Origin of the sequence: Mesorhizobium sp. (assembly GCF_017306585.1) — a bacterium.
GTDB lineage: Bacteria > Pseudomonadota > Alphaproteobacteria > Rhizobiales > Rhizobiaceae > Mesorhizobium.
Genome location: NZ_JAFKIC010000116.1, coordinates 1 through 26,468, shown reverse-complemented (window position 1 = coordinate 26,468; position 26,468 = coordinate 1). Strand labels below are relative to the sequence as shown.

27 protein-coding genes are annotated in these 26,468 nt (G+C 64.7%); 6 read left to right on the top strand and 21 right to left on the bottom strand.

All coding sequences use genetic code 11. The features are described from left to right. Positions 1 to 34: 34 nt before the first annotated feature. From J0I79_RS08225 to J0I79_RS08190, 8 genes are read right to left on the bottom strand one after another with little or no spacing between them, the layout of a single operon-like run. Positions 35 to 2,263, bottom strand: coding sequence for an ABC transporter permease (locus tag J0I79_RS08225; RefSeq protein WP_292856335.1), 2,229 nt, complete (start codon positions 2,261 to 2,263; stop codon positions 35 to 37). Next, a complete protein-coding gene (locus J0I79_RS08220; RefSeq protein ID WP_292856334.1) occupies positions 2,256 to 3,041 on the bottom strand; it encodes an ABC transporter ATP-binding protein in 786 nt (261 codons plus the stop codon). The genes J0I79_RS08225 and J0I79_RS08220 overlap by 8 nt, the downstream gene beginning before the upstream one ends. Before the next feature lie 23 nt (positions 3,042 to 3,064). Next, positions 3,065 to 4,312 (bottom strand): ABC transporter substrate-binding protein, encoded by a 1,248-nt coding sequence (locus J0I79_RS08215; RefSeq protein ID WP_292856333.1) that lies wholly within the window; start codon positions 4,310 to 4,312, stop codon positions 3,065 to 3,067. 51 nt (positions 4,313 to 4,363) lie between these two features. After that, complete coding sequence (locus J0I79_RS08210; protein WP_292856332.1) at positions 4,364 to 5,392, bottom strand: branched-chain amino acid ABC transporter permease; 1,029 nt, start codon at positions 5,390 to 5,392, stop codon at positions 4,364 to 4,366. Next, on the bottom strand, positions 5,389 to 6,390 hold the full coding sequence (locus J0I79_RS08205; RefSeq protein ID WP_292856388.1) for a branched-chain amino acid ABC transporter permease: 1,002 nt from the start codon (positions 6,388 to 6,390) through the stop codon (positions 5,389 to 5,391). The genes J0I79_RS08210 and J0I79_RS08205 overlap by 4 nt, the downstream gene beginning before the upstream one ends. Positions 6,391 to 6,431: 41 nt before the next feature. Then, the gene (locus J0I79_RS08200; protein WP_292856331.1) at positions 6,432 to 7,760 is read right to left on the bottom strand and encodes an amidohydrolase family protein; all 1,329 of its coding nucleotides are present in this window, start codon (positions 7,758 to 7,760) and stop codon (positions 6,432 to 6,434) included. A gap of 53 nt (positions 7,761 to 7,813) precedes the next feature. After that, a complete protein-coding gene (locus J0I79_RS08195) occupies positions 7,814 to 8,593 on the bottom strand; it encodes an alpha/beta fold hydrolase (protein WP_292856330.1) in 780 nt (259 codons plus the stop codon). Next, positions 8,590 to 9,468, bottom strand: a complete 879-nt coding sequence (locus J0I79_RS08190) for a fumarylacetoacetate hydrolase family protein (RefSeq protein ID WP_292856329.1) — start codon at positions 9,466 to 9,468, stop codon at positions 8,590 to 8,592. The genes J0I79_RS08195 and J0I79_RS08190 overlap by 4 nt, the downstream gene beginning before the upstream one ends. A gap of 224 nt (positions 9,469 to 9,692) precedes the next feature. Here J0I79_RS08190 and J0I79_RS08185 point away from each other — a divergent pair, with 224 nt between their 5' ends. Further along, entirely contained in the window at positions 9,693 to 10,364 is a 672-nt protein-coding gene (locus J0I79_RS08185) for an FCD domain-containing protein (RefSeq protein ID WP_292856328.1), read from the top strand. A 45-nt stretch (positions 10,365 to 10,409) separates the two neighbouring features. On the opposite strand, the gene J0I79_RS08180 is transcribed toward J0I79_RS08185, so the two are convergent. From J0I79_RS08180 to J0I79_RS08150, 7 genes are read right to left on the bottom strand one after another with little or no spacing between them, the layout of a single operon-like run. Then, positions 10,410 to 11,201, bottom strand: a complete 792-nt coding sequence (locus J0I79_RS08180) for an SIS domain-containing protein (RefSeq protein ID WP_292856327.1) — start codon at positions 11,199 to 11,201, stop codon at positions 10,410 to 10,412. Positions 11,202 to 11,241: 40 nt separating this feature from the next. After that, positions 11,242 to 12,012, bottom strand: a complete 771-nt coding sequence (locus J0I79_RS08175; protein WP_292856326.1) for a GntR family transcriptional regulator — start codon at positions 12,010 to 12,012, stop codon at positions 11,242 to 11,244. Further along, positions 12,009 to 12,884: an ROK family protein gene (locus tag J0I79_RS08170; protein ID WP_292856325.1), complete on the bottom strand. Its 876-nt coding sequence runs from the start codon at positions 12,882 to 12,884 to the stop codon at positions 12,009 to 12,011. The genes J0I79_RS08175 and J0I79_RS08170 overlap by 4 nt, the downstream gene beginning before the upstream one ends. Further along, positions 12,881 to 13,621: a PIG-L family deacetylase gene (locus tag J0I79_RS08165; RefSeq protein ID WP_292856324.1), complete on the bottom strand. Its 741-nt coding sequence runs from the start codon at positions 13,619 to 13,621 to the stop codon at positions 12,881 to 12,883. Before J0I79_RS08165 ends, J0I79_RS08170 begins: the two co-directional genes overlap by 4 nt. Beyond that, a complete protein-coding gene (locus J0I79_RS08160) occupies positions 13,618 to 14,475 on the bottom strand; it encodes a carbohydrate ABC transporter permease (protein ID WP_292856323.1) in 858 nt (285 codons plus the stop codon). The genes J0I79_RS08165 and J0I79_RS08160 overlap by 4 nt, the downstream gene beginning before the upstream one ends. After that, positions 14,472 to 15,401: a sugar ABC transporter permease gene (locus J0I79_RS08155; protein WP_292856322.1), complete on the bottom strand. Its 930-nt coding sequence runs from the start codon at positions 15,399 to 15,401 to the stop codon at positions 14,472 to 14,474. Before J0I79_RS08155 ends, J0I79_RS08160 begins: the two co-directional genes overlap by 4 nt. Positions 15,402 to 15,424: 23 nt before the next feature. After that, positions 15,425 to 16,696 (bottom strand): extracellular solute-binding protein, encoded by a 1,272-nt coding sequence (locus J0I79_RS08150; RefSeq protein ID WP_292856321.1) that lies wholly within the window; start codon positions 16,694 to 16,696, stop codon positions 15,425 to 15,427. A 324-nt stretch (positions 16,697 to 17,020) separates the two neighbouring features. Here J0I79_RS08150 and J0I79_RS08145 point away from each other — a divergent pair, with 324 nt between their 5' ends. The 3 genes from J0I79_RS08145 to J0I79_RS08135 are packed head-to-tail and all read left to right on the top strand — an operon-like array spanning position 17,021 to position 20,075. Further along, on the top strand, positions 17,021 to 18,313 hold the full coding sequence (locus tag J0I79_RS08145) for a sugar ABC transporter substrate-binding protein (protein ID WP_292856320.1): 1,293 nt from the start codon (positions 17,021 to 17,023) through the stop codon (positions 18,311 to 18,313). Next, positions 18,313 to 19,203, top strand: coding sequence for a sugar ABC transporter permease (locus J0I79_RS08140; RefSeq protein WP_292856319.1), 891 nt, complete (start codon positions 18,313 to 18,315; stop codon positions 19,201 to 19,203). The genes J0I79_RS08145 and J0I79_RS08140 overlap by 1 nt, the downstream gene beginning before the upstream one ends. Next, entirely contained in the window at positions 19,200 to 20,075 is an 876-nt protein-coding gene (locus J0I79_RS08135; RefSeq protein WP_292856318.1) for a carbohydrate ABC transporter permease, read from the top strand. Before J0I79_RS08140 ends, J0I79_RS08135 begins: the two co-directional genes overlap by 4 nt. A 27-nt stretch (positions 20,076 to 20,102) precedes the next feature. On the opposite strand, the gene pobA is transcribed toward J0I79_RS08135, so the two are convergent. Genes pobA through pcaD form a run of 6 tightly spaced genes read right to left on the bottom strand, consistent with a single transcriptional unit; the run spans position 20,103 to position 24,915 of the window. Further along, the gene (gene pobA / locus J0I79_RS08130) at positions 20,103 to 21,275 is read right to left on the bottom strand and encodes a 4-hydroxybenzoate 3-monooxygenase (protein WP_292856317.1); all 1,173 of its coding nucleotides are present in this window, start codon (positions 21,273 to 21,275) and stop codon (positions 20,103 to 20,105) included. Continuing rightward, positions 21,275 to 22,327: a 3-carboxy-cis,cis-muconate cycloisomerase gene (locus J0I79_RS08125; protein ID WP_292856316.1), complete on the bottom strand. Its 1,053-nt coding sequence runs from the start codon at positions 22,325 to 22,327 to the stop codon at positions 21,275 to 21,277. The genes pobA and J0I79_RS08125 overlap by 1 nt, the downstream gene beginning before the upstream one ends. A 19-nt stretch (positions 22,328 to 22,346) precedes the next feature. Then, the gene (pcaG, locus tag J0I79_RS08120; RefSeq protein ID WP_292856315.1) at positions 22,347 to 22,961 is read right to left on the bottom strand and encodes a protocatechuate 3,4-dioxygenase subunit alpha; all 615 of its coding nucleotides are present in this window, start codon (positions 22,959 to 22,961) and stop codon (positions 22,347 to 22,349) included. After that, complete coding sequence (gene pcaH / locus J0I79_RS08115; protein WP_292856314.1) at positions 22,961 to 23,716, bottom strand: protocatechuate 3,4-dioxygenase subunit beta; 756 nt, start codon at positions 23,714 to 23,716, stop codon at positions 22,961 to 22,963. Before pcaH ends, pcaG begins: the two co-directional genes overlap by 1 nt. Beyond that, positions 23,706 to 24,113, bottom strand: a complete 408-nt coding sequence (gene pcaC, locus J0I79_RS08110; RefSeq protein WP_292856313.1) for a 4-carboxymuconolactone decarboxylase — start codon at positions 24,111 to 24,113, stop codon at positions 23,706 to 23,708. The genes pcaH and pcaC overlap by 11 nt, the downstream gene beginning before the upstream one ends. After that, entirely contained in the window at positions 24,106 to 24,915 is an 810-nt protein-coding gene (pcaD, locus tag J0I79_RS08105; protein ID WP_292856312.1) for a 3-oxoadipate enol-lactonase, read from the bottom strand. The genes pcaC and pcaD overlap by 8 nt, the downstream gene beginning before the upstream one ends. Positions 24,916 to 25,009: 94 nt before the next feature. Between pcaD and pcaQ the strand changes: the two genes are divergently transcribed. Both pcaQ and J0I79_RS08095 read left to right on the top strand, forming a co-directional pair. Next, a complete protein-coding gene (pcaQ, locus tag J0I79_RS08100; RefSeq protein ID WP_292856311.1) occupies positions 25,010 to 25,927 on the top strand; it encodes a pca operon transcription factor PcaQ in 918 nt (305 codons plus the stop codon). A 100-nt stretch (positions 25,928 to 26,027) separates the two neighbouring features. Beyond that, positions 26,028 to 26,468: ABC transporter substrate-binding protein (locus tag J0I79_RS08095; RefSeq protein ID WP_292856310.1), on the top strand; the 441-nt coding region annotated here is incomplete at its 3' end.

Genomic DNA, 26,468 nt, shown 5'->3' with positions numbered 1-26,468 from the left:
AACATCCACCCATGAGGTGGTGAAGTCCAATTCTTCATGCCCGCCTCTGCAACTTCGGACCAATCGCGTGAAACGCGGAGATCACGGCATCGACAAAGACCGTGTCATTGATGTTCGCCCGGACCCGCTCGACCTGGCGCAGCGGTGTGCGGCGGACGGTCCTTTCGATCGCCTCGAACAGGGCGTTGTCGGCCTCGGGGTCATGGAAAGGCTGGCCGGGCGCATCGAGCATCGACACCCCGCCCTCGGGCAGCAGGAACCGCACCGGCCCGTTCATGGCGTTGAGCCGCGCGCCGATCCATTCACCGAAGGCGCGGTTCTCGTCGCGCGTGGTGCGCATCAGCGTGACGTTGGGATTGTGGATGACGAATTTGCGGCTGCGGAATTTCTCCGGAACGCTGTCGCGCGAACCGAAATTGACCATGTCGAGCGCGCCAACCGAGCCGACATAAGGCAATCCGGTGCGGATCGCGGCGCCAAAGCGATCCTGTGTTGCCGGGAAGACGCCGCCGACGATCATGTCGGCCACTTCGGTGGTGGTGAGATCGAGAAAAGCCTGGAGCAGCCGGGAATCGCCGAGGTTCTCCATGGCGCGCCCGCCAATGCCCGTGGCATGGAAGACGAGGCAGTCATAATCGGCTTCGAGCCGTTTCGTGACCGCCTGAACCGCGGGCGTGGTGACGCCGAACATGGTGATGCCGACGGCCGGCCGCGCCAGCTTGCGTCTTGCCTCCCAGGCCTCAGCATTGGGCAATTGCGCAACCATGCCGGCCATGGCGTGGGCGGCGTTGGACAACACCTGCTCGGTGATCGAATTCAGGCCCTGCACATCGGCGACCGAATGGAACATCATGATGTCGGCGCCGCCGACATATTTGGCAACATCGCCGGCGGCTACCGTGGACACCATCAGCTTGGGGATGCCGACTGGCAGCACCCGCATGCCCGCCGTCGCCAGCGTCGTGCCGCCGGAGCCGCCGGCAGAAATCACACCACCGATGCGCGGCTCGCGTTCGATCCAGCGCGCGAAGGCTTCCGCCATGGCGCTGACCGAGCCGCCGCGATCGTTGGTGAACACGGCGGACGAGCCGCGCGCATGCATGCCGGCCACCTGCATGGCCGGCACATCGGCGCTGGTCGGTTTTCCCGAGGTCGACAGATCGACGGTGCGGACCGACAGGCCGAGCGCCTTCAGCCGGTCGGCGACGAAACGCAATTCCTTGCCCTTGGTGTCGAACGTGCCGGCGACAAGCACGGTCCTGCCGATGCGCTCGGCAAAGGGAATGGCGAAAACCTTCTTCGCTTCGTCTTGCGGCGCCACCTTGTCGACGGCGGCCTGGCGCAATTCGGTTACCGGCACGTTCCAGCGGTTGGGCAGTTCGGTGACCGGGCGATAAACGCCGTTCTGAGGCATCGGCTCAGCCGAGCCGCCGCCATTGCGATCGACGCGATAGACCTCCGCCAGTTGGTCCCTCGCCTGCGCGGCGTCCGCCGGCGTGACCGGCGCCTCCTCCGCATGACGGCCAACGCCGAGCAGCCTTTGCTGCAGCTCCCGGTCGGCGGCAAGCGCCCTGGCATCCATCAGCCGGTTGATGCGGCCATTGACCATGATGGCGACCTGGTTCGAAACCGCGGTCGCCACGCCGATATTCTGCTCGATGACCAGCACCGCCATCTCGCCCTCGGCGGCGAGATCGACCAACATCCGTTCGACCTGGTCGACGATGACCGGCGCCAGGCCCTCGGTCGGCTCATCCATGACCAGCAGCTTGGGATCGCTGAGCAGCGCACGCGAAATCGCCAGCATCTGCTGTTCGCCGCCCGACAGCTGCGAGCCGCCATTGCCGCGGCGTTCGGCAAGCCGCGGAAAGGTCTGGTAGACGCGCTCGACCGTCCAGGAGGCATCGCGCCTGTTGCCGGCGGCAAGACGCAGATGCTCGTCGACGCTCAGGCTCGGCCAGACGCGGCGTCCTTGCGGGACGTAGCCGACGCCGAGGCGATGAATTTCATGCGGCTCGAGCGCCGATATCTCGCGGCCATCGACGCGGATCGAGCCGGACTTCGCCCGCTTCAGGCCGACAATGGTGTTGCACAGCGTCGACTTGCCCATGCCATTGCGGCCGACCACCGACAGCACGCCGCTTTCCAGCGTCAGCGAAACGCCCTGCAGGGCATGGCTTTCACCATAGAAGACCTGCAGGTCATCTATGCGCAGCATCGCCTTGGCGATCTTCGATGTCTGGCGGGAGGGGCGCTCAGCCATGCTTGCCCCCGAGATAGATTTCCTGAACTTCCGGGTCGGCCTCGATCTCCTGCGGCGTACCTTCCTTGAACAGGTGGCCATTGTGCATCATCGAGACATATTCGGAGACGCGCAGCGCCACGTCGAGATCGTGCTCGATGATGATGTAGCCAATATGTTTGGGCAGCGCGTTGAGGATGGCGACGAGGTCGCGGCGCTCGGTCGGCGACAGGCCGGCCGCCGGCTCGTCGAACAGGATGAAGCGCGGCGCGCCGGCTAGCGCCAGCGCGATCTCCAGCTGGCGCTGCTGGCCGTGGCTCAGCGTGGCCACCAGCGTGTCGCGGTAGGCTTCCAGATGCACGGCGTTGAGGATCGATTCCGCCTGCACCATGTTGACATCAGACGCCGCCGGCCGCAGCAGCGAGAAACGCCGGCGCGAGACGCCACGGCAGGCGAGGAAGATTGAATCGAGGACTGACAGGCCCTTGAACAATTGCGAAATCTGATAGGTGCGGCGCAGGCCGCGCCGGATGCGCTCGTGCGGAGGCAGGTCGGTGATGTCCTCGCCGAAGAAACGGATGCGGCCGGCCGTCGGCATGAAGTCGCCGGTCACGGCATTGAACAGCGTCGTCTTGCCGGCGCCATTGGAACCGAGGACCGCGCGCCGTTCACCGGCCGCGATCCTCATATTGATGCCCGAGAGCGCCACCAGCGCCCCGAAATGCCGCGCCACGCCGTCGAGCTCCAGCGCGTAGGCGCCGGTGCTCTGGAGACGGTTTGCTGCGAGGCTTTCGGTCACTGGCGGCTGCACTTCAGTTCAGCTTACGGGCAGCTCGGATTGTCGCGGTTGACCGCGCCGAGCTTCATGAACTCGTCTTCGGGAATGCCGAGCGTCTGGTTGACCTGCGGCACGACCTTGACCAGCTTGTTCAGGAGATTGCCGTCCGACCCTTCGGTGACCTCGGTCAGGAAGATGTCGGCGATGGCGTTGCGGTTCTTGTCCAGCGACACCTTGCCCGTCGGCGTGTCGAAGGAGAGGCTGGACAGCGCCTCGCGAAGCTTCTTGCCGCCGTCGGAGACATCGCCGCCGACCTTATCGAGACCGAGCAGCGTCGCCTTCATGTCGACATAGTAGCCATGGGCGAAGAGCGAGGGCGACGGAAACGCGCCCGGCTGCTTCTTGTAGGCCTCGACGAAGGCTTTCCAGGCCGGTGCGTCATTGGTGTCGGCGGTCGGACCGGCCGACGGCGTGCCCTTCAGCACTTCCTTGAGCTTGCCCTTTGAGGTCAGCACGGTCTGGTCGACGGTGATCGAGCCGCCGATCAGCGGCGCGGTGCCGCCGCTCTGCTGATACTGGGTCAGGAAGTTGACGGCATCGGCGCCGCCGAGCGCGACATAGATGGCGTCGACGCCTTCGGGAATGGCCGCGATGACCGAGGAGAAATCCTTGTTGCCGATCGGCACCCACGACTTCGACGGCACATGGCCGCCGGCCTTGCAGAACTCGGCCATGAAGCCGAAGACCTGCGTGTAGGGGAAGGAATAATCTTCGGCGACGGTCGCCACCTTCTTGTAGCCCTTGTCCTTGAAGGCATAGGTGCCGAGACCGGCCATCCACTGCGCGCCATCGGTCGAGAAGCGGAAGAAATTCTCCGCCGGGTTGCGCAGCGTGGTGTCCTGCGCGGCCGAGGTGCCGTTGATAAAGGTCACGTTGGGCTGCGTCTTGGCGTAGTCCTTGACGGCGATGCCTTCGTCGCCCGAAAGCGGCCCGACCAGCACCTTGACGCCGTCCTGTTCGACCAGTTTTCGCGCCGCGCGCACGGCGCTGTCGGGCGACGCGTCGGACGAACCCTTGACGATCTCGATCTTCTTGCCGGCGACGGTGCCGTTCATCTCGGCGACAGCGGTCATGGCGCCGCGCTCACCGTCTTCGCCGAGCACCGTAAATGGCCCTTCGAACGTGGCGAGCAGGCCGATCTTGATGGTGTCGTCGGCGGCCAGCGCCATCGACGGGGCGGTCAGCCCGGTGAACACCGCCAGGGCCAGCAATGTACGTCTATGCATCCTCATGGTTTTTCCTCCCGTTGATTTTCGTTTGCAATGGTTCATCTGTCCCGGTCGCTACGGGCCGGGACGCAACGACTCCTGGGCAAGATGCGGTTTGATCCTCCCCCACAACCCAAGAATTCCATCCGGTGAGACGAAGACGATCACCAGGAACACGAGGCCGATCAGCGTGTTGAAACGCTCGGCGCCGACGATGTCGATGGCGAAGGTCTGCATCAGGACGACGACGAGCGCGCCGAGGAACGGTCCGATCGGGTGGCGCAGCCCGCCGATGACGGCGATGATCAGCACATCGATCGCGGCATCGACGCCGATGGTGCCGGGCGAGACACGGCCGTTGAACCAGACCAGCAGCACGCCGGCCAGCCCCGCGATGACGCCGGCGAGCAGCCAGGCAAAGACCTTGTGCGCGGTGACGTGATAGCCGAGCGCGCGCATGCGGCGCGGATTGTCCCTGATCGCCTGCAACGTCATGCCGAAGGTCGAGCGCGAGCCGTAGAGCACCCCGGCATAGGACAGAACGGACAGCCCAAGGCAGAGGTAATAGAACGGCCTGGCGTCGCGCCAGTTGACGCCCCAAAACACCGGCGCGCGGATGCCGGCATAGCCGGAATGGCCGTTGAAGATGGCGTAGTTCTGCTGCGCGAAATAGTAGGTCGCGGTGGCGATCGCCAGCGTGATCATGATGGTGTAGATGCCCTCGGTGCGCACCGAGATCCAGCCGATCAGCGCCGATGCCAATGCCGCCGCGACAACAGCGAACGGCACGGCAAGCCACCACGGCCAACCGAAGCCCAGCACGTTCGAATTGTTGTTGCCGAGGATGGCGATAGCATAGGCCGATATGCCGGCAACCGTGATCTGTGCAAGGCTGACCATGCCGCCATAGCCCGCGAGCAGCATCAGCGACAGGCCGAGCATGCCGAAGATAAGCGAATAGCCGCCGATCTGGGTCAGGAAGAAATCCGACGCCACCAGGGGGTAGAGCACCAGCGCCGTGCCGAGAATGATGTGGCCCGGGCCGAGCTTCTCCAGCCAGTTGCGCTGCGTCGCAGCGTTGTTAGTGGCGATGGCCAGGCTCATCGGGCCTTCCCCATGATGCCTTGCGGCCTGATCGCCAGCGTCACGACCATGATGACGAAGGTCAGCACGATGCCGTAGGTCGGGAAATAGACGAGGCCGATCTGCTCGGCGAGGCCAATCAGCAGCGCGCCGATGGCCGCGCCCGTGATCGAGCCCATGCCGCCGACGATGACCACGACCAGCGAGGCCAGGAGGTAGCGGACATCCTCGCCGGGCGCGACCGACAGCGCCGACCCGCCGACGACGCCGGCAAAGCCGGCGAGGCCCGCGCCGACCGCGAAGACGATCGCGAACACCGCATGCACGTTGACGCCGGAAGCCTGCAGCATGGCGCGGTCGTCGACGCCGGCGCGGATCATCATGCCGACGCGGGTCTTGTGCAGCATCAGCCAGAGGCCGACACCGATGACGATCGCCGCCGCCAGCACGACGACGCGGTAGAGCGGATAGGTGAGGAAGACCGACACGCCGTTGGAGCGTACGGCGGTGATCACAGGCAAAGTCAGCGCGCCGTCGAGCCATTCCGGCGTCGTGATCTGATAGGTGCCGCCGGCCCACACCGCCAGCATCAGGTCCGCGGCGACAATGGAGATGCCGATCGAGACCAGGGTCTGGCGCAGGTCGTCACCTTCCAGGCGGCGGAAGACGAAAACCTGCATGACGACACCGACGATGGCCAGGACGGCGAAGCCGGCGGCAACGCCCAGCAGCCAGTAACCGGTGCGGTTGGTGACCTCGTAGCCGATATAGGCGCCGAGCAGATAGAGCGAGCCATGCGCCAGATTGACGTTGCGCATCAGGCCGAAGATCAGCGTGAAGCCAGAGGCGACGAGGAAATAGAGACCGGCCAGCGTGATGCCGTTGAGGATGGCGCTGACGAAGGCCTTCTTCGAAATCAGGATCGCGTTCAGCCATTCCGGCCACACGGCGAAGACCAGCCATGTCAAGACAGCGGCGGCGAGCAGGCCGGCGACGCCCCAGGCCTGCCGCAGTGTCATGCCGCCGCTTGAGAGCGTCTGGGATGGCCGGTCGAGCAGGCTCATGCAGTCAGCCGCCGGCGCTGCTCGTTCATGCGCGGCGCCTTGTGGAACTTGCCGTCCTTCATGATGGCGAGGATGCGGTTCTTGTCCTGCAGGATGCGCACATCCGAGATCGGGTCGCCGTCGATGAGCAGGATGTCGGCGAGATAGCCTTCCTTGATCAGACCGAGCTCGTCGCCCATGCCCATGATCTGGCCGCCATATTTGGTGCCGGCCTGGATCGCCTCCATCGGCGAGAAGCCGAGCATCTCGACGAAGGTCTGGATGTCCTTGGCGTTGGTGCCCTGCGGCGTCCAGGCAAAGCCATAGTCGCCGCCGATCAGGACGCGGATGCCGCGCCGGTGCATCTTCTTCATCGTGTCGATGCACATTTCGAGTTCGCGCTCATATTCGAGCGACAGCGGCGAGCCCGGCTTGATGCCCCACTGCTCGGCGTGGCGCGCGGTGTTGATCAGCCAGGCGATGCCGGGTGCGACGAAGTGCTTGTCCTTGACCGCCTCGAGCATGTCGAGCGCTTCCTCGTCGGCGAAGGAGGCATGGTAGATGTTCTGGATGCCGTGCCGGACGCACTGCTTGACCGAGCCGGACGAGCGCGCATGCGCCGACAATACCTTGTTGCGGCAGCGCGCCTCGGAGGCAGCCATGGCGACCTCTTCCTCCGACATCGGCGTTTCCTCGGCGCCCATGCCGGTGATGCTTTCGCCCGACAGGTTCAGCTTGATGGAATCGACGCCGTATTTGATCAGCTGGCGCACCGTGCGGCGGATTTCTTCCGGGCCGGAGACAACGAGGCCGAGATTGAGGCCTTCATGCGGGATGTGTGACGGCGAGGAATCGCCGAGGCCGCCGACGGTGGTGATTTCAGGCCCGGCCGCGAGATAACGCGGCCCGGGGAAACGGCCCTGGTTGATGAATTTCTTGGCCACGACATCGAGGCGCGGCTTGGCGGCGGCGGCACCCCGGCCGGCGGTGAAGCCGGCGTCGAGCACCAGCTTGGCCATCTCCATGGTGACCAGCATATGCTCCTCGACCTCCATCATCTGGATGGGGTCGATACCGGGCGCGTTGTTCCAGGACAGATGCAGATGCGCGTCGATCATGCCGGGCATCAGCGTGGCGCCCATGCCGTCGATCACGGTCGCACCGCCACTGTACGAGGACGACGACGACGAACCGTAACGCGACGAGCCCTTGGTGATCTGCTTGATGCGGTTGCCCTGCACCAGCACCTCGCCGGTATAGGGATATTCACCCGTGGCATCGAGCACCCGTACATTGGTGAACAGCGTGCTGCTTGACCCGTTTCCGTTCCAGCTGTCGTCTGCCATCACAAGCCTCCCAACTTGCCGAGCGCATGAGTTCTACGCTCGATCAGAATTCCTCACCTATCAACCCGTCTCAAAAAGTCGGCCAGCTTCTGGCTGCTTTCGCGGGGGCTCTCCACCGTCGCCCAATGTCCGCACCGATCGAGCGAGGAGAATACGGCTCCCTTGATCCGGTCGGCAAGCGCCTGGGCGACGCCAGGCGGATTGACGGTGTCGGCGTCGCCGGTGACCAGCAGCGTCGGCGCCGAAATTCTCCTGGCATCGACCGCGGTCGCCTTGGCGAGCGCCTCGCAGGTGCGGGCATAGGATTCGGGATCCTGTCGGGTGATCGATTCCCGCACGAAGGCGATGGCCGCCGGCGAGGTCTCCCTCGTGTGCGCGGAGATCGCGTTGGCGACGATCTGGTCGGCTATGTCGGCGATGCCGCCCGAACGCGCCAGCCGGGCTCGGTTGCCAAGACCTTGCCGTGTTGCCTCGGCAGGCTCGGCCAGAGCGCCGAACAGCACGAGCGACTTGGCCAGGGCAGGCTGCGTCGCGGCGATCTGCTGACAGACGATGGTGCCCATGGAATGGCCAACGAGATGCGCCGAGGAAACACCCATGCCGGCCAACGCGCGGACCACCGCCTCGCTCATGTCTTCGATGGTCAGCGGCTCGATTGGACGCGGCGAACGGCCGGAACCCGGCAAATCGAGCCGGACGACGCGATAGCCCGACAGCGCGGCCATCTGCGGCTGGAACATGTTCGACGTGCCGCCGAGGCCATGGATCATCACCACGGCCACACCCTCGCCCGTGGTTTCGGCGACGACGTTGCCAACCGTCACGGACGTCATCGTGCGTGCTCCGCGAAGCGGTTTTCCAGCGTGCCGATGCCGTCGATCTCGATGCGCACGACATCGCCGGCCTTGAGGTATTTCGGCGGATCGAAGCCAATCCCGACGCCAACCGGCGTGCCGGTGGCGATGATGTCGCCGGGCTTCAGCGTAATGCCTTGCGACAGCGTCGCGATGATGGTCGGGATGTCGAAGATCAGCAACGCGATGCGCGAATCCTGGCGCAGGTCCTCATTGACGAAACACCTGATGCCGGCCGTCGCCAGATCGAGTTCATCCCTGGTCACCGCCCATGGCCCCATCGGACAGAACGTGTCCTGCGACTTGCCGATCAGCCACTGGCTGTATCTGCCCTGCAGGTCGCGCGCGGTGACGTCGTTGACGATGGTGTAGCCCCAGACATGATCGAGCGCTTCCTCCCTCGATATGCCGCGCCCGCCTTTGCCAATGATGACGGCGAGTTCCGCCTCGTAGTCTATGGATGTTGAGACGGAGGGATCGATCAGCACGCTGGCATGATTGGCGACGACCGATTCCGGAACCTTGGAAAAGATGATCGGGTGCTTGGGGATCGCGCCAGCGCCGGCGCTGGAATCGAAGCCCGAGCGGGCGAACTCATGCGCGTGCTCGTGATAGTTCTTGCCGACGCAGAAGATGTTGCGGCGCGGCTGCGGGATCGGCGCTTCGATTTCGACCTCGGCCAGCGGGACCGGCGACAGGGTGCGCGGCATGCCCGCGCCATTGCGCTCGATCAGCGCCAGGATGCCGGACCGTGCCTGCTCGACGGAAAAATCGAAAGGCGCGATGGTCTGGGCATCGAGATCGACGAGACCCACGCGACGTTCGCCCGCGATCGAGAAAGTCGCGACCCGCATCCAGTTCCTCCCTGAACCAATAGTGAGCCAATTTCTTGCTCTTTTGTTACACGCTATCGCCGATTGGTTTAGGCCGCAAGAGGGAATCTGAACTGGCCCTACCAAAAAGAAATCTGCAACTGGGCGACTTATGCAGAGCTGGCATACAAAAGCCCGGTGATGGACGACAGCCCGGGAAGCTGCTACTAATGGCTCAATATTGGATCAGATAAAAGCGGCCAAATATGCCGAAACTCGTCGCCAGCGACATCGCCACCGCGCTGAAGAAGCGGATATCTTCCGGCGAATGGATCGAGAATGGCCGCATCCCGCCGGAGCGCGATCTGGCAAGCGAATTCGGCGTGGCGCGCAACACGATGCGGCGCGCCGTCTCCTTCCTGGAGGATGACGGAACTGTGGTGCGCCATGTCGGGCGAGGTACCTTCCTGACCGCAACCAACCCGGCCTCGATGGCCGCGGTCGTCGGCCGGATGGAGGGCACCAGCCCGGCCGACATGATGGAAATCCGGCAATTGCTGGAGCCGGCCGCAGCGTCCTTTGCCGCAACCAATGCCAGCGCCATGGAGCTCAACGCGGTGCGTGAGGCGCATCGGATCGCCTCGGAGTCGCAGGACATGCCGACCTTCGAGCATTGGGACGCGGAGTTTCACCACCGCATCTTCGCCTGTTCGCGCAACGAGTTCCTGAAGGAGATCCACAATCTGATGCGCATTCTGCGCAACCAGGCGCCGTGGTTCGAAATGAAGAAGCGCTCCTTCTCCGAGGAGCGCCGCTCCATCTATTGCAGCGAGCACCAGGCAGTCCTCGACGCGCTGCTGCGCCGCGACCCGGAGAGCGCCAGCCAGGCCATGCTGGCGCATCTCAAAACCGTCCAGCGTAATCTCTTGGGACGGTAGGACCGGAAAGGCGCGGGACCGCGCCTCCCCGATACCCGTCCGTTGTCACTCGCCGCGCATCGTCGCCTGGAAGGTCGGCAGGTGCTTCTTCTGCGCCTCCAGCATGCGCTCGCGGTGGACGCCGTAGATGACGTCGGTGTCGTGCAGCGTCACGCCAGCGATGGTCGGCGAGGCGAAGACCGGCAGCTCGATGCCGCGCTTGGCGAGCTGTTCGGCCGTGCGCGCGATCAGCTCGTGCGCCAGGATCATGGCGAGCACCGTGGAGGAACCGGAGACCGGCCGGCTCCAGCCTTCGACCGGCACGATGGCATCCTCGATCGGCGAGCAGGTGTCGATGACGAGATCCGCCGCGTCGGCCAGCCGCTTGCCGGAAGAGTGCGTGGCCGGCTTGTCGAGATTGTTCTTGCTGGTGACAGCGACGACGAAGATGCCGCGCTTCTGGGCAGAGAGCGCGGTGTCGATGCCGGATGAGTTGCGGGCGTTATTGCTGAAGATGATGAGGGAATCGCCCTTGTTGAGCGGCTGATGGTCGAGGAATTTCTCGGCGTATTTCTCGGTCCGCTCCAGCCACAGCAATTCGCGCACGCCGCCGGCGCCGAGCACGTTGTGCCACATCACGCGCGGGTCGGTCAGCGGGTTGAAGCCGACATAGCTGCCATAGCGCGGGAACACTTCCTGCACCGGCAGCACCGAATGGCCGGAACCGTATAGATGGACCAGGCCGCCGCCCTGCAGCGAGTCGGCGAAGCGGCTGGCCGCCTGGCCGAAGGCCTCTTCGTTGGTTTTCGCGGCCTGGTCGATGAGGGCCGCGAGACGGTGGATGTAGAGATCGGACACGTAGGTACTCCTGTTTCAAGTGTCTGCTTGGGAGGGTGGATCAGCTTCGCGGGTTCGACGGCACGCGCCCGGCGCGCAGCGTCGAGCGGATTTCGTAGCGGTCGCCGCGCATGATGGAGACAGTGAATTCGAACGGGCCGCGCTCGTCGGTGGTGATGCGTTCGACGATGAAGGCGGGACTGCCTGCCGGCAGGTCGAGCAGTTCGGCATCCGCCGCGCCGACCGCGCCGACGCGGTAGTTCTCCCGCGCGGCAACCGGCACGATGCCGTAATGGCGCTCCAGCGCCTCGTAGAGCGAGCCCTGCAGCAGGCCTGCATCGAGGAAGCCCGGGACGCGCGCGGCGGACAATTGCGCCGTCTGGATACCGATCGGTTCGCTGTTGCCAAGCCGCAGGCGCCGGATGCGCACGACCGGGTCGCCCTCCTCGATCTCCAGCGCGCCGGCCGCGGCCGCATTGGCCGTGGTCAGGCTGCAGTCGAGCAGGCGCGAGCCGGCGAACACGCCCATATTGCCCATTTCCTGGGTGAAGCTGGTCAGTTCGCGCGTGCCGGCAACGAGCGTGGTGGAGCGCACGAAGGTGCCACGGCCATGCTCGCGGCGCAGCAGCCCGCCTTCCTCCAGATTGCGCAAGGCGTGGCGCAGCGTGATGCGGCTGACGCCGAACAGGGCGCACAGCCGGTCCTCGGCCGGAATCTGGTCGCCGGTCGCCCACTCGCCGCTCTTGACGATGGCGCGGATCGCCTCCTCGACCTGATACCAGAGCGGCTCCGGTCGTCTGCGATCCGGTTGCTGAAAGCTCGCCTGGCTCATCGCACCTGTCTCCACTCTTTTCCCGCGCGGCCAGCAAATGCTGCGCCGGCAAGCCCCGCCCCCGCCCCGAAACGCCCGGACTGGATTTCGATGCCGCGCAGATGCGACGGCAACTGGCGCCGCAGCGCCGCGAGCAGCGGCGGCCTCATCACGTCGAGCGCTTCGGCCAGCCCTCCTGAAATCAGAACCGCCTGCGGATCGAGCAGCGCCACGGCGCCGGCCAGCGCGGTGCCGAGCTGGCGCGCCGGCACCTCCAGCAAGGTCAATGCCGCAAGCTCGCCGGCCTGCGCCGCCGCGATCAGCTGGCGGCCGTCGGCAAGCCCGATCTGGCCGGCGAGCGCATCGAGCGCGCGACCAGAGGCGACGCGCTCCAGCCAGCCGCTGCGCTCCTCGCCATGGTCCTTGATGTCGGCGCAGGCCCAGCCGAACGAGCAGGCGCCGCCATGCGCGCCGGCAACGATGCGGCCATTGGCCAGCACCGCCGAGCCGATGCCGGTGCCGATCGCCAGCAGAATGGCGTCGGACATTCCTCTCGCGTTGCCCTCGACCGCCTCCGCCAGCAATGCGATCTGTGCGTCATTGCCGAGCGCTATTCGCAAGTCCGGGAACAGTGCCTGGAGGTCGACACCGTCGAGAAAAGGCAGGTTGGGAATCCAGCGGCAGACAGTCGCCTCGACCAGGCCCGGCACCGCGATGCCGAGCGCCTCGACTGCTCCGGCTTCGGCCAGCAGCGCCCGGATGCGGGCGACGAAGGCATCGAGGCTTGCCGGCGCCGGCTCGCGGCTCAGCATATCAAGCGCATCGACGTCACCGGTGAAGATCGCGGCGCGCAGATTGGTACCGCCGAGATCGATCGCGAGCACACGCGTCATCGGCCGCGCCCTCCACCGGGCGGCGGCGCGAACAGGCCGCTGCCGGCGTTCCAGGAGTGCGAGGCGGCGGCAAATGCCTGCGCATGGCGCGTGCCGCGCAGGCAGCCGCGCAGCCGGTAGAGCGCGCTGTAATAGTCGACATAGGGAAAGCTGCTCAGCCCGCGCGCCAGCTCATACTCATGCACCGCCTCGCTCCAAGCGTCGAAACCATCACTGACATCGACGAGATGCTCGGGTTTGAAACCGTCATCGTCTTCCCAGTTTTCGCCGAACAGGAGCAGGCCCGGCGTGTGCGCGGTATGGTCGCGCGCGATGGTCGGCAGCGCGGCGTAGAAGATGCCGGTCTGCGTCAGATGGGCGGCGGCGCGATGGTCCTTGTGCCAGCTACCGTGCCAGTGGGTGATCACCACCTCCGGCTTCAGCTCGCGGATGACGTCGCAGACTTTCAGCGCTGTCCCGTCATCGGCAGGCAGGAAGGCATCGTGCAGGCCAAGGTTGCGCACCGTCACCCCAAGGCGCTCGGCCGCCCTGCCCGCTTCCTCTTCCTTCTGCGCGCAATAATGCGCGGGGATGAGGCAGGGGTGACCCTGCTCGCCCATGGTCAGGTGCAGGAAGGTGACCGATGCGCCGCGCTTGACGGCGGCAGCCGCCAGCGGCCCGGCGATCACTTCGGCGTCAAAGGCATGCGCCCCGACAACCAGGATGGAGCGCGCGGCATAGACCTTGTCCTCGATCATTTCATGCCTCCCTGGGCGCCGACGCCCTCGCGAATCTGGCGCGCAAGCAGACAATACATGATCAAGATCGGCGCCATGGAGATCGCCAGCGAGGCGAAGACCAGGCCCCAATCGGTACGGAACTGGCCGACGAAGACGCTGATGGCCAGCGGCACGGTCTTGTAGCGGTCGTCGAAGATGAAGATCAGCGGGAAGAAGAAGTCGTTCCATACCGCAATGGCGGTGAAGATGGCGACGATCGACACCGCCGGCTTCACCATCGGCAGGATGATCTGGAACAGGATACGCACCTCGCCGGCGCCGTCCATGCGCGCAGCTTCATCGAGTTCGGAGGGCAGCACGCGCATGAAATTGGCAAAGATGAAGACGGCGAAAGGAATGCGGATCGCCGCATAAACGAGGATCAGCCCGGTGAGCGAATCGAGCAGGCCGAGATTGCGCATCAGCGTGAACAGTTCGACCGAGGCCAGCCGGATCGGCAGCATGATGCCGGACAGGAACAGGCCGAGCATGATGGCATTCCAGCCGAGCCGGTAGCGGCTGAGCGGATAGGCGGCCATGGCCGAGACGACGATGGTCAGAGTGACCGCGCCGCCGGTGACGATCAGGCTGTTGATGAAATTGTGGCCGAGATCGGCGCGCGTCCAGGCGCGCACGAAATTGTCGAAAGCCCAGCTCGCCGGCAGGCCGAGCCGGTTGTCGTAGATCTCGGCGGTGGTCTTGAAGCAGGAAACGACGAGGATGTAGAGCGGCAAAAGCACCGCCGCGGTCCACAGGACCAGCACAATCCAGCCTGGCAGCCGCGCCAGTTGCCGCGAGATGATGGGCCTGCCGGGAATGGCCATCGCGCTCATAGCTGCACCGTGCGGCGGTCGAAGAAGCGCAGCATCAGGAGCGTGCCAATGCTCAGGATAAGAAACAGCATGGTGCCCAGAGCCAGCGCCAGGCCGATATCGGTGATGCCGACGGCCCCTTCCGCGCCGAAGGCCAGCCGGTAGAAATAGGTCACCAGCGTGTCGGTGGCATAGCTCGGATTGCCCTGCACGCCCTGCATGACATAGACGATGTCGAACTGGTTGAAGGTGTTGATGAAGGACAGCGTCGTCAACGTACCGAGGGCCGGCATCAGTAACGGCAATGCGATCGAGAACAACATGCGCGCATTGCCGGCGCCGTCGAGCCTGGCCGCCTCGAAGATCTGGCCTGATATCTGGCGGAGGCCAGCCGTGTAGATCAGCACCGGCAGGCCCATCCAGTTCCACGCGTCGACGGCGATCAGCACGCCGAGCGCGGTGTGGCTGTTGCCGAGCACGGTCAGGCTGCCATGGTGCAGGCCGAGCCCGTTCAGCGCCCATTCCACGACGCCACCCGGCGCGAGCAGCAGCCGCCAGAGCGCGCCGACGATGACCGGGCTCAGCACCGCCGGGAAGAAGAACACCGACTGGAAGAAGGCGGCACCCCTGTCGCGCAGGAACAGCAGCCAGGCGAACAACAGCCCGATGCCGTTCTGAAAAACCATGATGCCGAAGAACCAGGCGGTGTTGTGCCAGAGCGCGCCATAGAGCCGCGCATCGCTCGGAAAGACGAACAGCCGCGCAAAATTCGACAGGCCGGCGAACTCGGTCATGCGCAGCCCCTTCCACAGGAAGAAGCTGCCCCACAGCGACATCGCCAGGGGATAGAGGACGAACAGCGCATAGACCGCCAACGCCGGCAGGATGAACAGCACGGCCATGCGCTGCTGCGTGCGCTTCAGGCTGCTGATGCGGCTGATGGCCATGCGTGTCCTGTCCGGCCCGGCCATTACTGCTTGGGCTTGAACCAGGTGGCGACAGCGGCCTGCATGTCGGCTGCCAGCTTCTCCGGCGCGATGTTGCCTTCGACCATGTCGATGATCTCCGACTGCAGCACCGAGGAGGCCGTGGGCGACTGCCAGCGGAAGCCGACAAGCGTCAGGTAGGGCGTCGAGTTCTTCGACATCTCCATCATCTCGGCCAGCACGGGATCCTTCACCGTCACGTCGGTGCGGGCCGGCGGCCAGCCGAGTTCGTCGGCGAACATCTGCGCGAACTCCGCCGAGGCCATGAAGTTCAGCACCTTGGTCGCGGCTTCCTTGTTGGCGCTTTCCGAGACGAGACCATAGGAGCCGTCGGAGAAGGCCGAAGTGTAGAGCTTTGCGCCGGCGTCATCGGCGGGGAACGGGAAGATCGAGAATTTCAGCTTCGGGTTCTGCGCCTTGAAGCTGCCGTTCTCGAACGATCCTCCGAGGAACATCGCCGCCTTGCCGCCGATGAATTGCTGGGTCGCCGTGGTGTAGTCGATGCCGGCGAAACCTTCGGGGAAATAGGGCTTCAGTTCGGCGAAGCGCTTGAGCGCCGCGACATAGCGCGGATCCTCGAACGTCGCCTTGCCGGTCATCATCTCGTCGTAGAAGCCCGGGCCATAGACGGTCGGGCCGATGACACCGACGCCGATCTCAAGTTCCCAGGCCGAGCCGTTGGCGCCGCCGGTGGCGATCGGGGTGATGCCGGCCGCCTTCAGCTTGTCGCAGGCGGCGACGAAATCCTTGTAGGTTTTGGGAATCTCGATGCCCCGCGCGGCGAAGATATCCTGGTTGTAGAACACGCCCATCATCGGCACCGAATAGGGCACGCCGTAGAGCTTGCCGTCGGTGCGGCCGCGCGCGCCACCGAGAGCTGCATCCGGCATGTTCTTCAGTTCCGGCACGCTGTCGTCGAGCACGTCGAGATAGCCGGCATCGACGAAAGGCTGCAATTCGCCATAGGCCTTGAGCTGGGCGATGTCAGGCCCGCGACCGCCACGCAGCGCCGTGCTCAACCGGTTCTGGTAGTCGGCGTCCGGTGTGAACTGGATATTGACCTTGATGCCCGGATTCTTGGCTTCGAAGGCATCGAAGATATGGCGCATCGCGGCCTCGTCCTCGGTGCGCCAACTCCACAGCGTCACCGTGCTGTCGGCTCTTGCCGGCAGGATCGTGAAGATGCCGGCACAAGCGGCGGCAAGGCCGCCGATCAGGCCAAGCGCCGCGCGGCGGTGAATGGAAAGCATGCTCATTGCCAGTTCTCCCGTTCTTCTCTGTTCTTGGCGTCCCAAGGCATTTCCAATGCCATGAGAGAGTCATTTGCTCGGCAAAGTCATTATAATGACATAGCTCCATCCGCAAGAGGCATAGCATACCGACGAGGCGAGACCAGAATGGCCTCGCGACATGTGGCGCCAGCATAATAGCCTGTTTTATCTGCATAAATTTATGATATGAGATGCGGTCGAGAAATTTCGCACGGGCTCGCATGCAGCTTTTTCGCAAACGGGCCCTTGCGCCTTCGCTTCATGTTGTCATAACGTCATCGTGATCGCTATGCTCAAGGGAGGATGAGGATGTCGTTTGCCTGGACTTCGAAACTGGCGCTGGTCGCGAGCCTTGCCCTCTTGCCCGCCACCGGCTGGGCGCAATCGGTCAACATCTACTACCTGACCCACTGGTCGCCCGAGACGGTTGCGCTGCTGGAAGCCGCGGCGAAGGACTATGCCAAGGCCAATCCCGACGTTAGCGTCACCGTGCGCGCAGTCCCCTTCGGCGATCTCCTGACAACGCTTCGCTCCCAGGGCGGCGGCTCGGACGGTCCGACGATTGGCGGCATCTACGATCTCTGGCTGCCGGAACTTGCCCGCGACAAGCTGGTGGCTCCCGCACCGGATACAGTGGCCGAGGAGGTCAAGGGCGCCTGGCCGGCGGGTGTCGTCAGCGCCGCTTCGGTCGGCGGCAAGCTCTACGGTATCCCGAACGAGATCGACGTCTACGCGCTGAACTACAACAAGGCCCTGTTCAAGCAGGCCGGCATCGCGGCGGCGCCCAAGACATGGGACGAGTTCAGGGAAGCGGCGAAGAAACTGACCAACAAGGATGCCGGCCAGCAGGGCTTCGGCATGATCAACTCCTGGGCGGCGGGCGTCGTCCACCCCTTCGCCTCGCTGCTGGTTTCCAATGGCGGCGAACTGGTCAAGGACGGCAAGCCGGCGTTGGACAGCAAACAGGCCGCCGAGACCTTCCAGCTCTACGAAGACCTGATCAAATCCGGCGCCAGCGTGCCGGCCATGGCCACGGCCGATGCCAACACCACCGGCCCCTTCCTCGACAATTTCGTCTCCGGCAAAACCGGCATGATCATCATGGCCAACTGGTGGGAAAGCGCGCTGAAGGCCGGCATGGGCGACAAGTTCGCCGACATCGCCACGGCGCCGATTCCGATCGGCCCGAGCGGCGACAAACCGCATTCGATCTCCTATTCCTGGATGACAGTGGTCAACGCCAATGCCGGACAGGCCGAGCAGAAGGCCGCCTGGGATTTCCTGGCCTGGCTCAACAATCCGAAGTCCGGCAAGAACGGCGCTTCCGCCATGTCCGACATCCTGATGTCGATGGGCATCCTGCCCTCGCGCAGCTCGGACATCGAAGCGCACAAGGACAAGCTCGGCTCCGAATTCCTGTCCGGCTATGTCAGCGTGCTCGCCGACGCAAAACCCTTCCCGGTCGTGCCGGGCGGACAGGAATTCTCTGAATCGCTGCAGCAGACGCTCGAGGCGTTGCAGTATGGCCAGGTCTCGGCCAAGGATGCGCAGGCGACGGCGCAGGCCGACGCCACGTCTATCCTGGAGCGCGCCGCCAAATAATGATCGAGAGGTACCGTGCCTCGGCGGGCATCATGCTGGCGCCCGCCGTGACGCTCATCGGCATCTTCATCCTGTTGCCGATGCTGCTCACCGTCTGGCTGTCCTTCCAGGACTGGTCGACGCAGACGCCGTTTGCCAGCGCCTCGTTCATCGGCCTCGACAATTTCCGCGAGATCTTCGGGCCGACATCGATCGGGCGCGACTTCAAGGGCGCGCTCGCCAACACCGCCATCTACACAGCACTTTCCGTCATCCTGATCCTGCCGCTGTCGGTGGCCTTCGGGCTGATGGTCTACCAGCACGACGTGGCCGGCGGCACGGCGCTGCGCACCGTGCTCTTCTCCACCTACATGGTGCCGATGATCGCCGTGGCGCTGGTCTGGTCGAAACTCTACGCACCCGGTGAAGGGCCGCTCAACCAGATGCTCGGCCTGCTCGGCATCGGCCCGCAGCCCTTTCTGTCGTCGCCGCGATCGGCGCTGATCTCGATTGTCTTCCTCAATGTCTGGCAGCAGGTCGGTTATTTCACCGTGCTGGCGATCGCCGGGCTGACGCAGATCCCCGGCAGCCTCTACGAGGCGGCCAAACTCGACGGTGCCAACCGCTTCGAGCAGTTCCGCTTCATCACCCTGCCGCTGATGCGGCGCACGCTTTTGTTCAGCGCCGTCATCGCCATCATCAATGCGGTTCAGGTGTTCGAACCGGTGGCGCTGATCACGCAAGGCGGTCCGGTCGGTTCGACCAATGTGCTCACCTATCACATCCGCCGCGTCGGCATCGAGCGCGCGCAAGGCGGGCTGGGCTCGGCCATGGCGGTCATGCTGATGCTGTCCTTGATCGTGGTCGTCTGCGCGCTGTTCGCGCTCGCCAACCGGAAGGACCGGGAATGAGCGCCCGCAAGCTTTCAGGATCGTCGGGCCTGTTACCGCGCAGGCGTCCATCCGGGCGCAAGGCGCTGCTCGCCACGCTGATGCTGGTCGTGGCCGTCGCCTCGGCCTTCCCTCTGGTGTGGATGGTGCTGTCCAGTCTCAAGACGCCGGCCGAAAGCATGCAGGTGCCGCCGGTCTGGATACCCGGCACACCCAGCCTCGACGCTTATGAGAAGGTTTCGGGCGTGGTCAATGTCGGCCGCTCGATGTGGAATTCGCTGGTCATCGCCTCGATCACCACCGCCGGCATCCTCGTCACCAGCATGATGGCCGGCTACGCCTTCGCCAAATATCACTTTCGGGGCCGCTCGCTTCTGTTTTCGGTGCTGATCGCCACCATGTTCCTGCCGCCGATCGTGACGCTGATCCCGCTCTACCGGCTGGTCGGCTCGATCGGGCTGAACGCCAGCCTCGCCGGCATCATCGTGCCCAACCTCGCCAATGCCTTCGGCATCTTCCTGATGCGGCAGTTCATATCCGGAGTGCCCGACGACCTGATCGACGCCGCCCGCATGGATGGCGCGTCGGAACTCTTGATCCTCTACAAGATCGTAGCGCCCAGCGTCGCGCCGGCCATCGCGGCGCTGGCGCTGTTCGCCTTCGTCTATCACTGGAACAGCTATCTGTGGCCGCTCACCGTGCTGCAGGGCAATGCCGACGCCTATCCGATCGTGATCAGCCTCAGCCGGCTCTTGAGCTACAACAGGGGCGCCATGAACACCGGCCTCGTCATGGCCGGCGCCACGCTCGCCGTGCTGCCGCCGCTCATCCTGTTCGTCCTGCTGCAGCGCTTCTTCGTCGATTCCATCGTCGGCTCGGCGATCAAGGGATAGAGCAATTCCGGGAAAGGAAGGGCGCCCTCACCAGGGCAGGCCAACATAATTCTCGGCGAGTGCTGTCGATGCGGCGCGCGACTGGACGAGGTAGTCGAGTTCGGCTTCCTGGATGCGCTGTCCAAATTCGCCAGTATCAGGGAAGCGGTGCAGCATGGTCGTCATCCACCAGGAGAAGCGCACCGCCTTCCACACCCGCGCCAGCGCCTTGCCGGAATAGGCGTCGATCCCCGCCTGCGATTTCCCGGCGTAGAAATCGCGCAAGCCGGTGAAGAGATAGCGGACGTCGCTGGCGGCGAGGTTGAGGCCCTTGGCGCCGGTCGGCGGCACGATGTGGGCGGCATCACCGACCAGGAACAGCCGGCCGAAGCGCATCGGTTCGGCAACGAAGGAGCGCAGCGGCGCGATCGATTTTTCGAAGGACGGCCCGGTGGTGACGCTTGCCGCGATCCGCTCCGGTAGGCGGCGGCGCAGTTCGTCCCAGAAGCGGTCGTCGGACCATGCCTCGACGCGGTCATCCTGAGGGCACTGGACATAGTACCGGCTTCGATGCGTCGAACGCATCGAGCACAGCGCGAAGCCCCGCTCATGGTTGGCGTAGACCAGTTCGTGATCGGCCGGCGGCACCTCGGCCAGGACACCCAGCCAACCGAACGGATATTGCCGCTCGAAGGTCTTCAGCGCCCCATCCGGCACGGATTTTCGGCTGACACCGTGATAGCCGTCGCAGCCGGCAATGAAGTCGCAATCAACCCGGTGAGTGATGCCGTCTTTCCCGTATGTGACGAAGGGTGCGGCGCCGTCGAAATCGTGCAGCGCCACATCAGCCGCCTCGTAAATCGTCGTCAGCCCGGCCGCCGCGCGCTTGTCCATCAGATCATGCGTCACCTCGGTCTGGCCATAGACGGTGACGTGCCTGCCGCCGGTGAGCGCATCGAGATCGATGCGGTGCAGCCGATCCTTGAAGGCCAGCGAAAAGCCTGCGTGCGGCAGGCCCTCGGCATGCAGCCTCGCCGCCGCCCCGACTTCACCCAGCAGTTCGACCGTGCCTTGCTCCAGCACCCCTGCCCGCACGCGAGCCAGCACGTGCTCACGGCTCGACCGTTCGAGAATGATTGTCTCGATGCCGATGCCGGCCAGCAGCTGCCCGAGCAGCAGGCCGGAGGGACCGGACCCGATGATGGCGACCTGCGTGCGCATCAGTGGCCCAGGCTCTCGATCTGGCCTGCGAGTTCGGCCGCGAGCCGCAACGACGCGGCTGTCGCCACGGCCATTTGCGGCAACAGCAGCCATTCCAGCATCCAGGCGGCGCCGGAACGCTCCTGCTCATGCACAAGTGCCTGATGCATGCCGGAGAGTTGCGTGGCGTTGAAACGGGCCAGCGCCACCAGCGCCTCGGCCTTCACCGGGTTCTGCTTGTGCGGCATGGCCGACGAACCGCCGCCGCCGGACAGCACGATGTCCCTGCCCGCCATCGCCATGAGCGCGACGTCCTGGCCGAACTTGCCGAGGCTGCCCGTAACAAGCGACAGCCAGCCGGCGAAGTCGGCGAGCGCATCACGCTGGCTGTGCCATTGCGGCGCGTCGGCAAGACCGAGTTTGGCGGCCAGCGCCGCGCGCACCGCCTGACCCTTGTCGCCAAGCTTTTCAAGCGTGCCGGCGGCGCCGCCGAATTGCAGCGTCAGCAGACGCGTCGATTGTTCGGACAGCCGTTCCTGATGCCGATGCAGCGGCGCGCGCCAAGCATTGACGCGATCCGCCACCTTGATCGGGATCGCCTCCTGCATGCGCGTCATGCCGGCAAGCGTCCGGCCCCCGAAACGCTCCTCAAGCGAGGCGAGCCGCAGGATAGTCTCGGTCAGCAACAGCCCGAGATGCTCGACGACGGCTTTCAGCCGCAGCACCAGGCCGGTGTCGATGACATCCTGGCTGGTCGCCCCGAAATGCACCTTGTCGCCATGCGGTTCGCCAACGGCTGTCCTGATCTGGCGTACCAGTTCCGGCACCACGACGCCGTCCCGGGCAACGCCTGTCCGCAGGCTCGCGGTATCCGGCCGGAACGAGGCGAGCGCCGTGACGATCGCCGCGCCGGCATCCCTCGGGATGATGCCGCATTCAGCCTCGGCTTCGGCAAGCGCGCGCTCGAAGGCAAGCATCGCTGCGATCTCGGCTTCCACGGAAAAATGCCGAGCCGCCTCCTCGTCGCCGAGCAGGCCCGACAGCAGCGGATGGTCGAAGGGCGATACAGTCATGCCTGAAATCTCCAGACCATCAGCTGTCGAAGAAGACCGTTTCCTTCTCCCCCTGGAGATGGACGTCGAACACATAGGTGTCGCCCTGGCGTTCGGCGATCAGGGTAGGCACGCGGACACGATGCTCTATGCGCGCCAGGATAGGGTCCTCGGCATTGGCCTTCTCCTCGTCGGAGAAATAGAGCCTGGTGTGCAGGCCGAGATTGATGCCGCGCGCCACGATCCAGAGCGTGATGTGCGGCGCCATCGGGCGCCCATCCCTGAACGGCACGCGGCCGGGCTTGACCGTCTCGAACGTGCAGAGCCCCGTATCCATGTCGGTCGGGCAACGGCCCCAGCCCTGGAAATTGGGATCGGCGGCGCCGCGCAATTCGGCCGGCGAATTGTAGAGCCCGTCCGCATCGGCCTGCCAGATTTCGACCAGCGCATCCCTGAGCGGCGTGCCGGTGCCGTCGAGAACCCGGATGTGAAGCTTGATGCGCTCGCCCTTGGTCTTGTCGTTGACCATGGTTGCACCGAGGTCAGTGGCATAGACGCCGCCGATGCCGCAGAAATTCGGCGTCAGCCCGATATGCACATAAGGCCCGGCGGTCTGCGACGGGCTCTCCTTCAGACGGTCGAGCGACTGGGCCATCAATTGCCCTCCAGCCTGTTTTCGAACAGCGAGGAACGGCGACCGCGCAGCACGATGTCGAACTTGTAGGCAAGCGCATCCATCGGGATCGTCGCCTGCGTGTCGAGCAATGCCGTCAGCGCTTCGATCGCCGCTTTGTCGGCGATGCCGCGCACGATCGGGCATTTCCAGATCAGCGGATCTCCCTCGAAATACATCTGCGTGATCAGCCGCTGGGCAAAGCCGTGGCCGAAGACCGAGAAATGGATATGCGCCGGGCGCCAGTCATTGGGACCGTTCGGCCAGGGATAAGGCCCTGGCTTGACTGTTCGGAAGGTATAGCCACCATCCTCGCCCGTGATGGTGCGGCCGCAGCCGCCGAAATTCGGGTCGAGCGGGGCGAGATAGCCGTCCTTCTTGTGACGGTAGCGGCCGCCGGCATTGGCCTGCCAGAATTCGATCAGCACGCCGGGCACGCCGACGCCACGCTCGTCTAGCACCCGCCCGTGGACGATGATGCGCTCGCCGATGGCGCTTTCGCCCGGCTTGGCGAAATTGTGGATCAGGTCGTTGTCGAGTTCGCCCAGAATGGCATGACCAAAGACCGGGCCCGATATTTCCGACAGCGTGTTGTCGAATGACAGCAGCGCCTTTTGTGGCGAGCGCAGCACCGAACTCTTGTAGCCCGGCGTCAGCGCCGGCGGATGCCATGTCCGGTCGCGCTGGAAGAAGGCGCCGGTTTCGGGCTTCCGGTTGGAACCGGGATCAGAGGACATCCTTTGCTCCGTCCATTTCCGAAAACACCTCCTTGGCAACCCTGAAGGCGCTGTTGGCCGCCGGCACGCCGGCATAGATGGCGACATGCAGGAACGCTTCGCGGATATCCTCGCGGGAGGCACCGGTGTTGACCGTGGCGCGCAAATGCAGAGCCAGTTCTTCATCATGGCCAAGTGCTGCCAGCAGCGCCAGCGTGATCATCGAGCGCTCGCGCTTGCTGATGCCGGGGCGAGCCCAAACGGTTCCCCAGGCGGCCTCCGTGATCATTTCCTGGAACGGCTGATCGAAATCGGTCGCGGAAACCTCGGCACGATCGACATGCGGGTCGCCGAGCACGGAGCGCCGAACCGCGACGCCGGTGCGGTATCTGGTTGCGTTGCCGGGGACTTCATCCATGGGTTTCTCCGGGGGAAAGCGATGCGACAAAATCGCGGATCAGGCCGACGAGCGCCTCGGGCTGCTCGATGCAGGGAATGTGCCCGGCACCGCTGATGATCTCGAAACGGGCGCCGGGAATGAGGTCTGCCAGCGAACGCACGAGATCGGGAGGCGTCGAGCCGTCCTGGTCGCCTACGACGCAGAGCGTCGGCACGGCGATGTGGGTTGCGCTTTGGGTGAAATCGGCATCGCGGACCGCCATGCAACTGCCGATATAGCCTGACAGCTCCTGCCTGATGAGCATGGTGCGGCAGCCGGCAAGGTCGGCCGGGCGCCTGGCATGAAAATCCGGTGTGAACCACACCTTCATCACGCCATCGGCGATTGCCCCGATGCCATGCCGCTCGACGGCCGTGATGCGGGTGTTCCAGCTCTCGGCGGTACCGATCTTGTGGGCCGTGTCGCTCAGGATGAGCGCTTCGACGAGTTCGGGCCGGCGCGCATAAAGCCGCTGCGCGACCATGCCGCCGATCGACAGGCCGACCAGGACGACCCTGTCGAAACCGAAATGGTCGATCAGGGCGCTGAGATCGTCGGCGTGATCGTCGATGGAGCGCACGCCGCTGCCCGTACCGGACAGGCCATGACCACGCTTGTCATAGAGGAGGAGAGGCCTCTCGCCCGCCAGCCGGGCGACTACATCGTCCCAGATGCGAAAGTCGGTGCCGAGAGAATTGATGAAGACGAGCGGGGCCGCGCTGCCGTTCGCATCGACATATCGGTGGTGCAGCGTGATGCCGCCAAGGGTGACGAATGGCACGATTATCGGTCCTCCATCTCCACATTGCACAAGGCATTTGGTTCGGTAAAATGATATTTTGCGCCGTTTCATTAACTTCGGGGTTATCGAATACATGTCCGAGAGCCGCATCCGCTTCCGCCACCTACAAGCCTTCCTCGAAGTCGCACGGCAGGGAAGCGTGGCTCGCGCCGCCAATTTTCTCCATGTCAGCGCGCCGGCGGTGACCAAGACGCTGCGTGAATTGGAAGAGGCGCTCGGTGTGGCGGTTGTCGAACGCGACGGGCGCGGCATCCGCGTCACCAGGCTTGGCGAAATCTTTCTTGACCATGCCGGTTCGGCGATCACGGCGCTGAAGCGCGGCGTCGATTCCGTGCGCCAGGACGGCGCCGTCAACCGCCATCCGATCCGCATCGGCGCGCTGCCGACGGTGTCGGCAAAGGTCATGCCGAAGGCCATGAGCCTGTTCCTGCGGGAAAGCACCGGTGCGGCGATCAAGATCGTCACCGGCGAGAACGCCGTGTTGCTCGAGCAGTTGCGCACCGGCGCGCTCGACCTTGTCGTCGGGCGGCTGGCGGCGCCCGAAAACATGACAGGCTTCTTCTTCGAGCATCTCTATTCCGAACAGGTGCTGTTCGTGGTGCGGGCCGGACATCCCCTGCTGGAACCGGGCGCCGACATCTTCGCCCGGCTCGACGAATTCCCGGTGCTGATGCCGACGCGGGAATCCGTCATCCGCCCCTTCGTCGACCGCCTGTTCATAACCAACGGCATGACCGCGCCGGCAACCGAGATCGAGACCGTCTCGGATTCCTTCGGCCGTTCTTTCATGCGCCAGAGCAACGCGGTGTGGATCATCTCGGCCGGCGTGGTCGCCAACGAGATCGCGAGCGGCGCCTTCGTCGCCTTGCCGGTCGATACGGACGAAACCAAGGGGCCAGTCGGCCTGACGATGCGCACCGATACCGCCCCCTCGCCGGCCTTCTCCATCCTGTTGCAGACGGTCCGAGAGGCGGCACGGCAAGGCGGCTAATCCACTAACCCAGGAGTTAATAAAACACCGCAAAATATCATTTTACCGAACCAAATCGCTGGTGCACTCTAGTCGTTGAGGAGATTGGAGGGAGGAACGCATGACCCATTCTATTGGCAACAAATCCAGCATTTCGCGACGCCAGTTCATCGCTACCTCGATCGCCGGCGGCACGGCGCTCGCGCTTGGCGGCCGTAAGGCCTTCGCGGCCGGCGACACGCTCAAGGTCGGCTTCGTCAGCCCGCGCACCGGCCCGCTGGCCGGTTTCGGCCAGACCGACGGCTATGTGCTCGATCTCGCCCGCAAGGCGCTGGCCAACGGCATCCAGCTCGGCGGCAAGACATACAGCGTCGAGATCCTCGACCAGGACACACAGTCCGATCCGTCACGCGCCGGCCAGCTCGCCAAGGACCTGATCAACAACCAGGCCATCGACCTGATGCTCGCCGTCTCCACGCCGGAGGTGATCAATCCGGTGGCCGACGCCTGCGAAGCCGCCGGCGTGCCTTTCCTCTCCACCGTGATGCCCTGGGAAGCCTGG

Excerpts from the sequence above, each read along its gene's own strand:
- J0I79_RS08225 (WP_292856335.1), bottom strand. The coding sequence starts at position 2,263 with ATGGCTGAGCGCCCCTCCCGCCAGACATCGAAGATCGCCAAGGCGATG.
- J0I79_RS08215 (WP_292856333.1), bottom strand. The coding sequence starts at position 4,312 with ATGAGGATGCATAGACGTACATTGCTGGCCCTGGCGGTGTTCACCGGG.
- J0I79_RS08210 (WP_292856332.1), bottom strand. The coding sequence starts at position 5,392 with ATGAGCCTGGCCATCGCCACTAACAACGCTGCGACGCAGCGCAACTGG.
- J0I79_RS08205 (WP_292856388.1), bottom strand. The coding sequence starts at position 6,390 with ATGACACTGCGGCAGGCCTGGGGCGTCGCCGGCCTGCTCGCCGCCGCT.
- J0I79_RS08200 (WP_292856331.1), bottom strand. The coding sequence starts at position 7,760 with ATGGCAGACGACAGCTGGAACGGAAACGGGTCAAGCAGCACGCTGTTC.
- J0I79_RS08195 (WP_292856330.1), bottom strand. The coding sequence starts at position 8,593 with ATGACGTCCGTGACGGTTGGCAACGTCGTCGCCGAAACCACGGGCGAG.
- J0I79_RS08190 (WP_292856329.1), bottom strand. The coding sequence starts at position 9,468 with ATGCGGGTCGCGACTTTCTCGATCGCGGGCGAACGTCGCGTGGGTCTC.
- J0I79_RS08185 (WP_292856328.1), top strand. The coding sequence starts at position 9,693 with ATGCCGAAACTCGTCGCCAGCGACATCGCCACCGCGCTGAAGAAGCGG.
- J0I79_RS08175 (WP_292856326.1), bottom strand. The coding sequence starts at position 12,012 with ATGAGCCAGGCGAGCTTTCAGCAACCGGATCGCAGACGACCGGAGCCG.
- J0I79_RS08170 (WP_292856325.1), bottom strand. The coding sequence starts at position 12,884 with ATGACGCGTGTGCTCGCGATCGATCTCGGCGGTACCAATCTGCGCGCC.
- J0I79_RS08165 (WP_292856324.1), bottom strand. The coding sequence starts at position 13,621 with ATGATCGAGGACAAGGTCTATGCCGCGCGCTCCATCCTGGTTGTCGGG.
- J0I79_RS08160 (WP_292856323.1), bottom strand. The coding sequence starts at position 14,475 with ATGAGCGCGATGGCCATTCCCGGCAGGCCCATCATCTCGCGGCAACTG.
- J0I79_RS08155 (WP_292856322.1), bottom strand. The coding sequence starts at position 15,401 with ATGGCCATCAGCCGCATCAGCAGCCTGAAGCGCACGCAGCAGCGCATG.
- J0I79_RS08150 (WP_292856321.1), bottom strand. The coding sequence starts at position 16,696 with ATGAGCATGCTTTCCATTCACCGCCGCGCGGCGCTTGGCCTGATCGGC.
- J0I79_RS08145 (WP_292856320.1), top strand. The coding sequence starts at position 17,021 with ATGTCGTTTGCCTGGACTTCGAAACTGGCGCTGGTCGCGAGCCTTGCC.
- J0I79_RS08140 (WP_292856319.1), top strand. The coding sequence starts at position 18,313 with ATGATCGAGAGGTACCGTGCCTCGGCGGGCATCATGCTGGCGCCCGCC.
- J0I79_RS08135 (WP_292856318.1), top strand. The coding sequence starts at position 19,200 with ATGAGCGCCCGCAAGCTTTCAGGATCGTCGGGCCTGTTACCGCGCAGG.
- pobA (WP_292856317.1), bottom strand. The coding sequence starts at position 21,275 with ATGCGCACGCAGGTCGCCATCATCGGGTCCGGTCCCTCCGGCCTGCTG.
- J0I79_RS08125 (WP_292856316.1), bottom strand. The coding sequence starts at position 22,327 with ATGACTGTATCGCCCTTCGACCATCCGCTGCTGTCGGGCCTGCTCGGC.
- pcaG (WP_292856315.1), bottom strand. The coding sequence starts at position 22,961 with ATGGCCCAGTCGCTCGACCGTCTGAAGGAGAGCCCGTCGCAGACCGCC.
- pcaH (WP_292856314.1), bottom strand. The coding sequence starts at position 23,716 with ATGTCCTCTGATCCCGGTTCCAACCGGAAGCCCGAAACCGGCGCCTTC.
- pcaC (WP_292856313.1), bottom strand. The coding sequence starts at position 24,113 with ATGGATGAAGTCCCCGGCAACGCAACCAGATACCGCACCGGCGTCGCG.
- pcaQ (WP_292856311.1), top strand. The coding sequence starts at position 25,010 with ATGTCCGAGAGCCGCATCCGCTTCCGCCACCTACAAGCCTTCCTCGAA.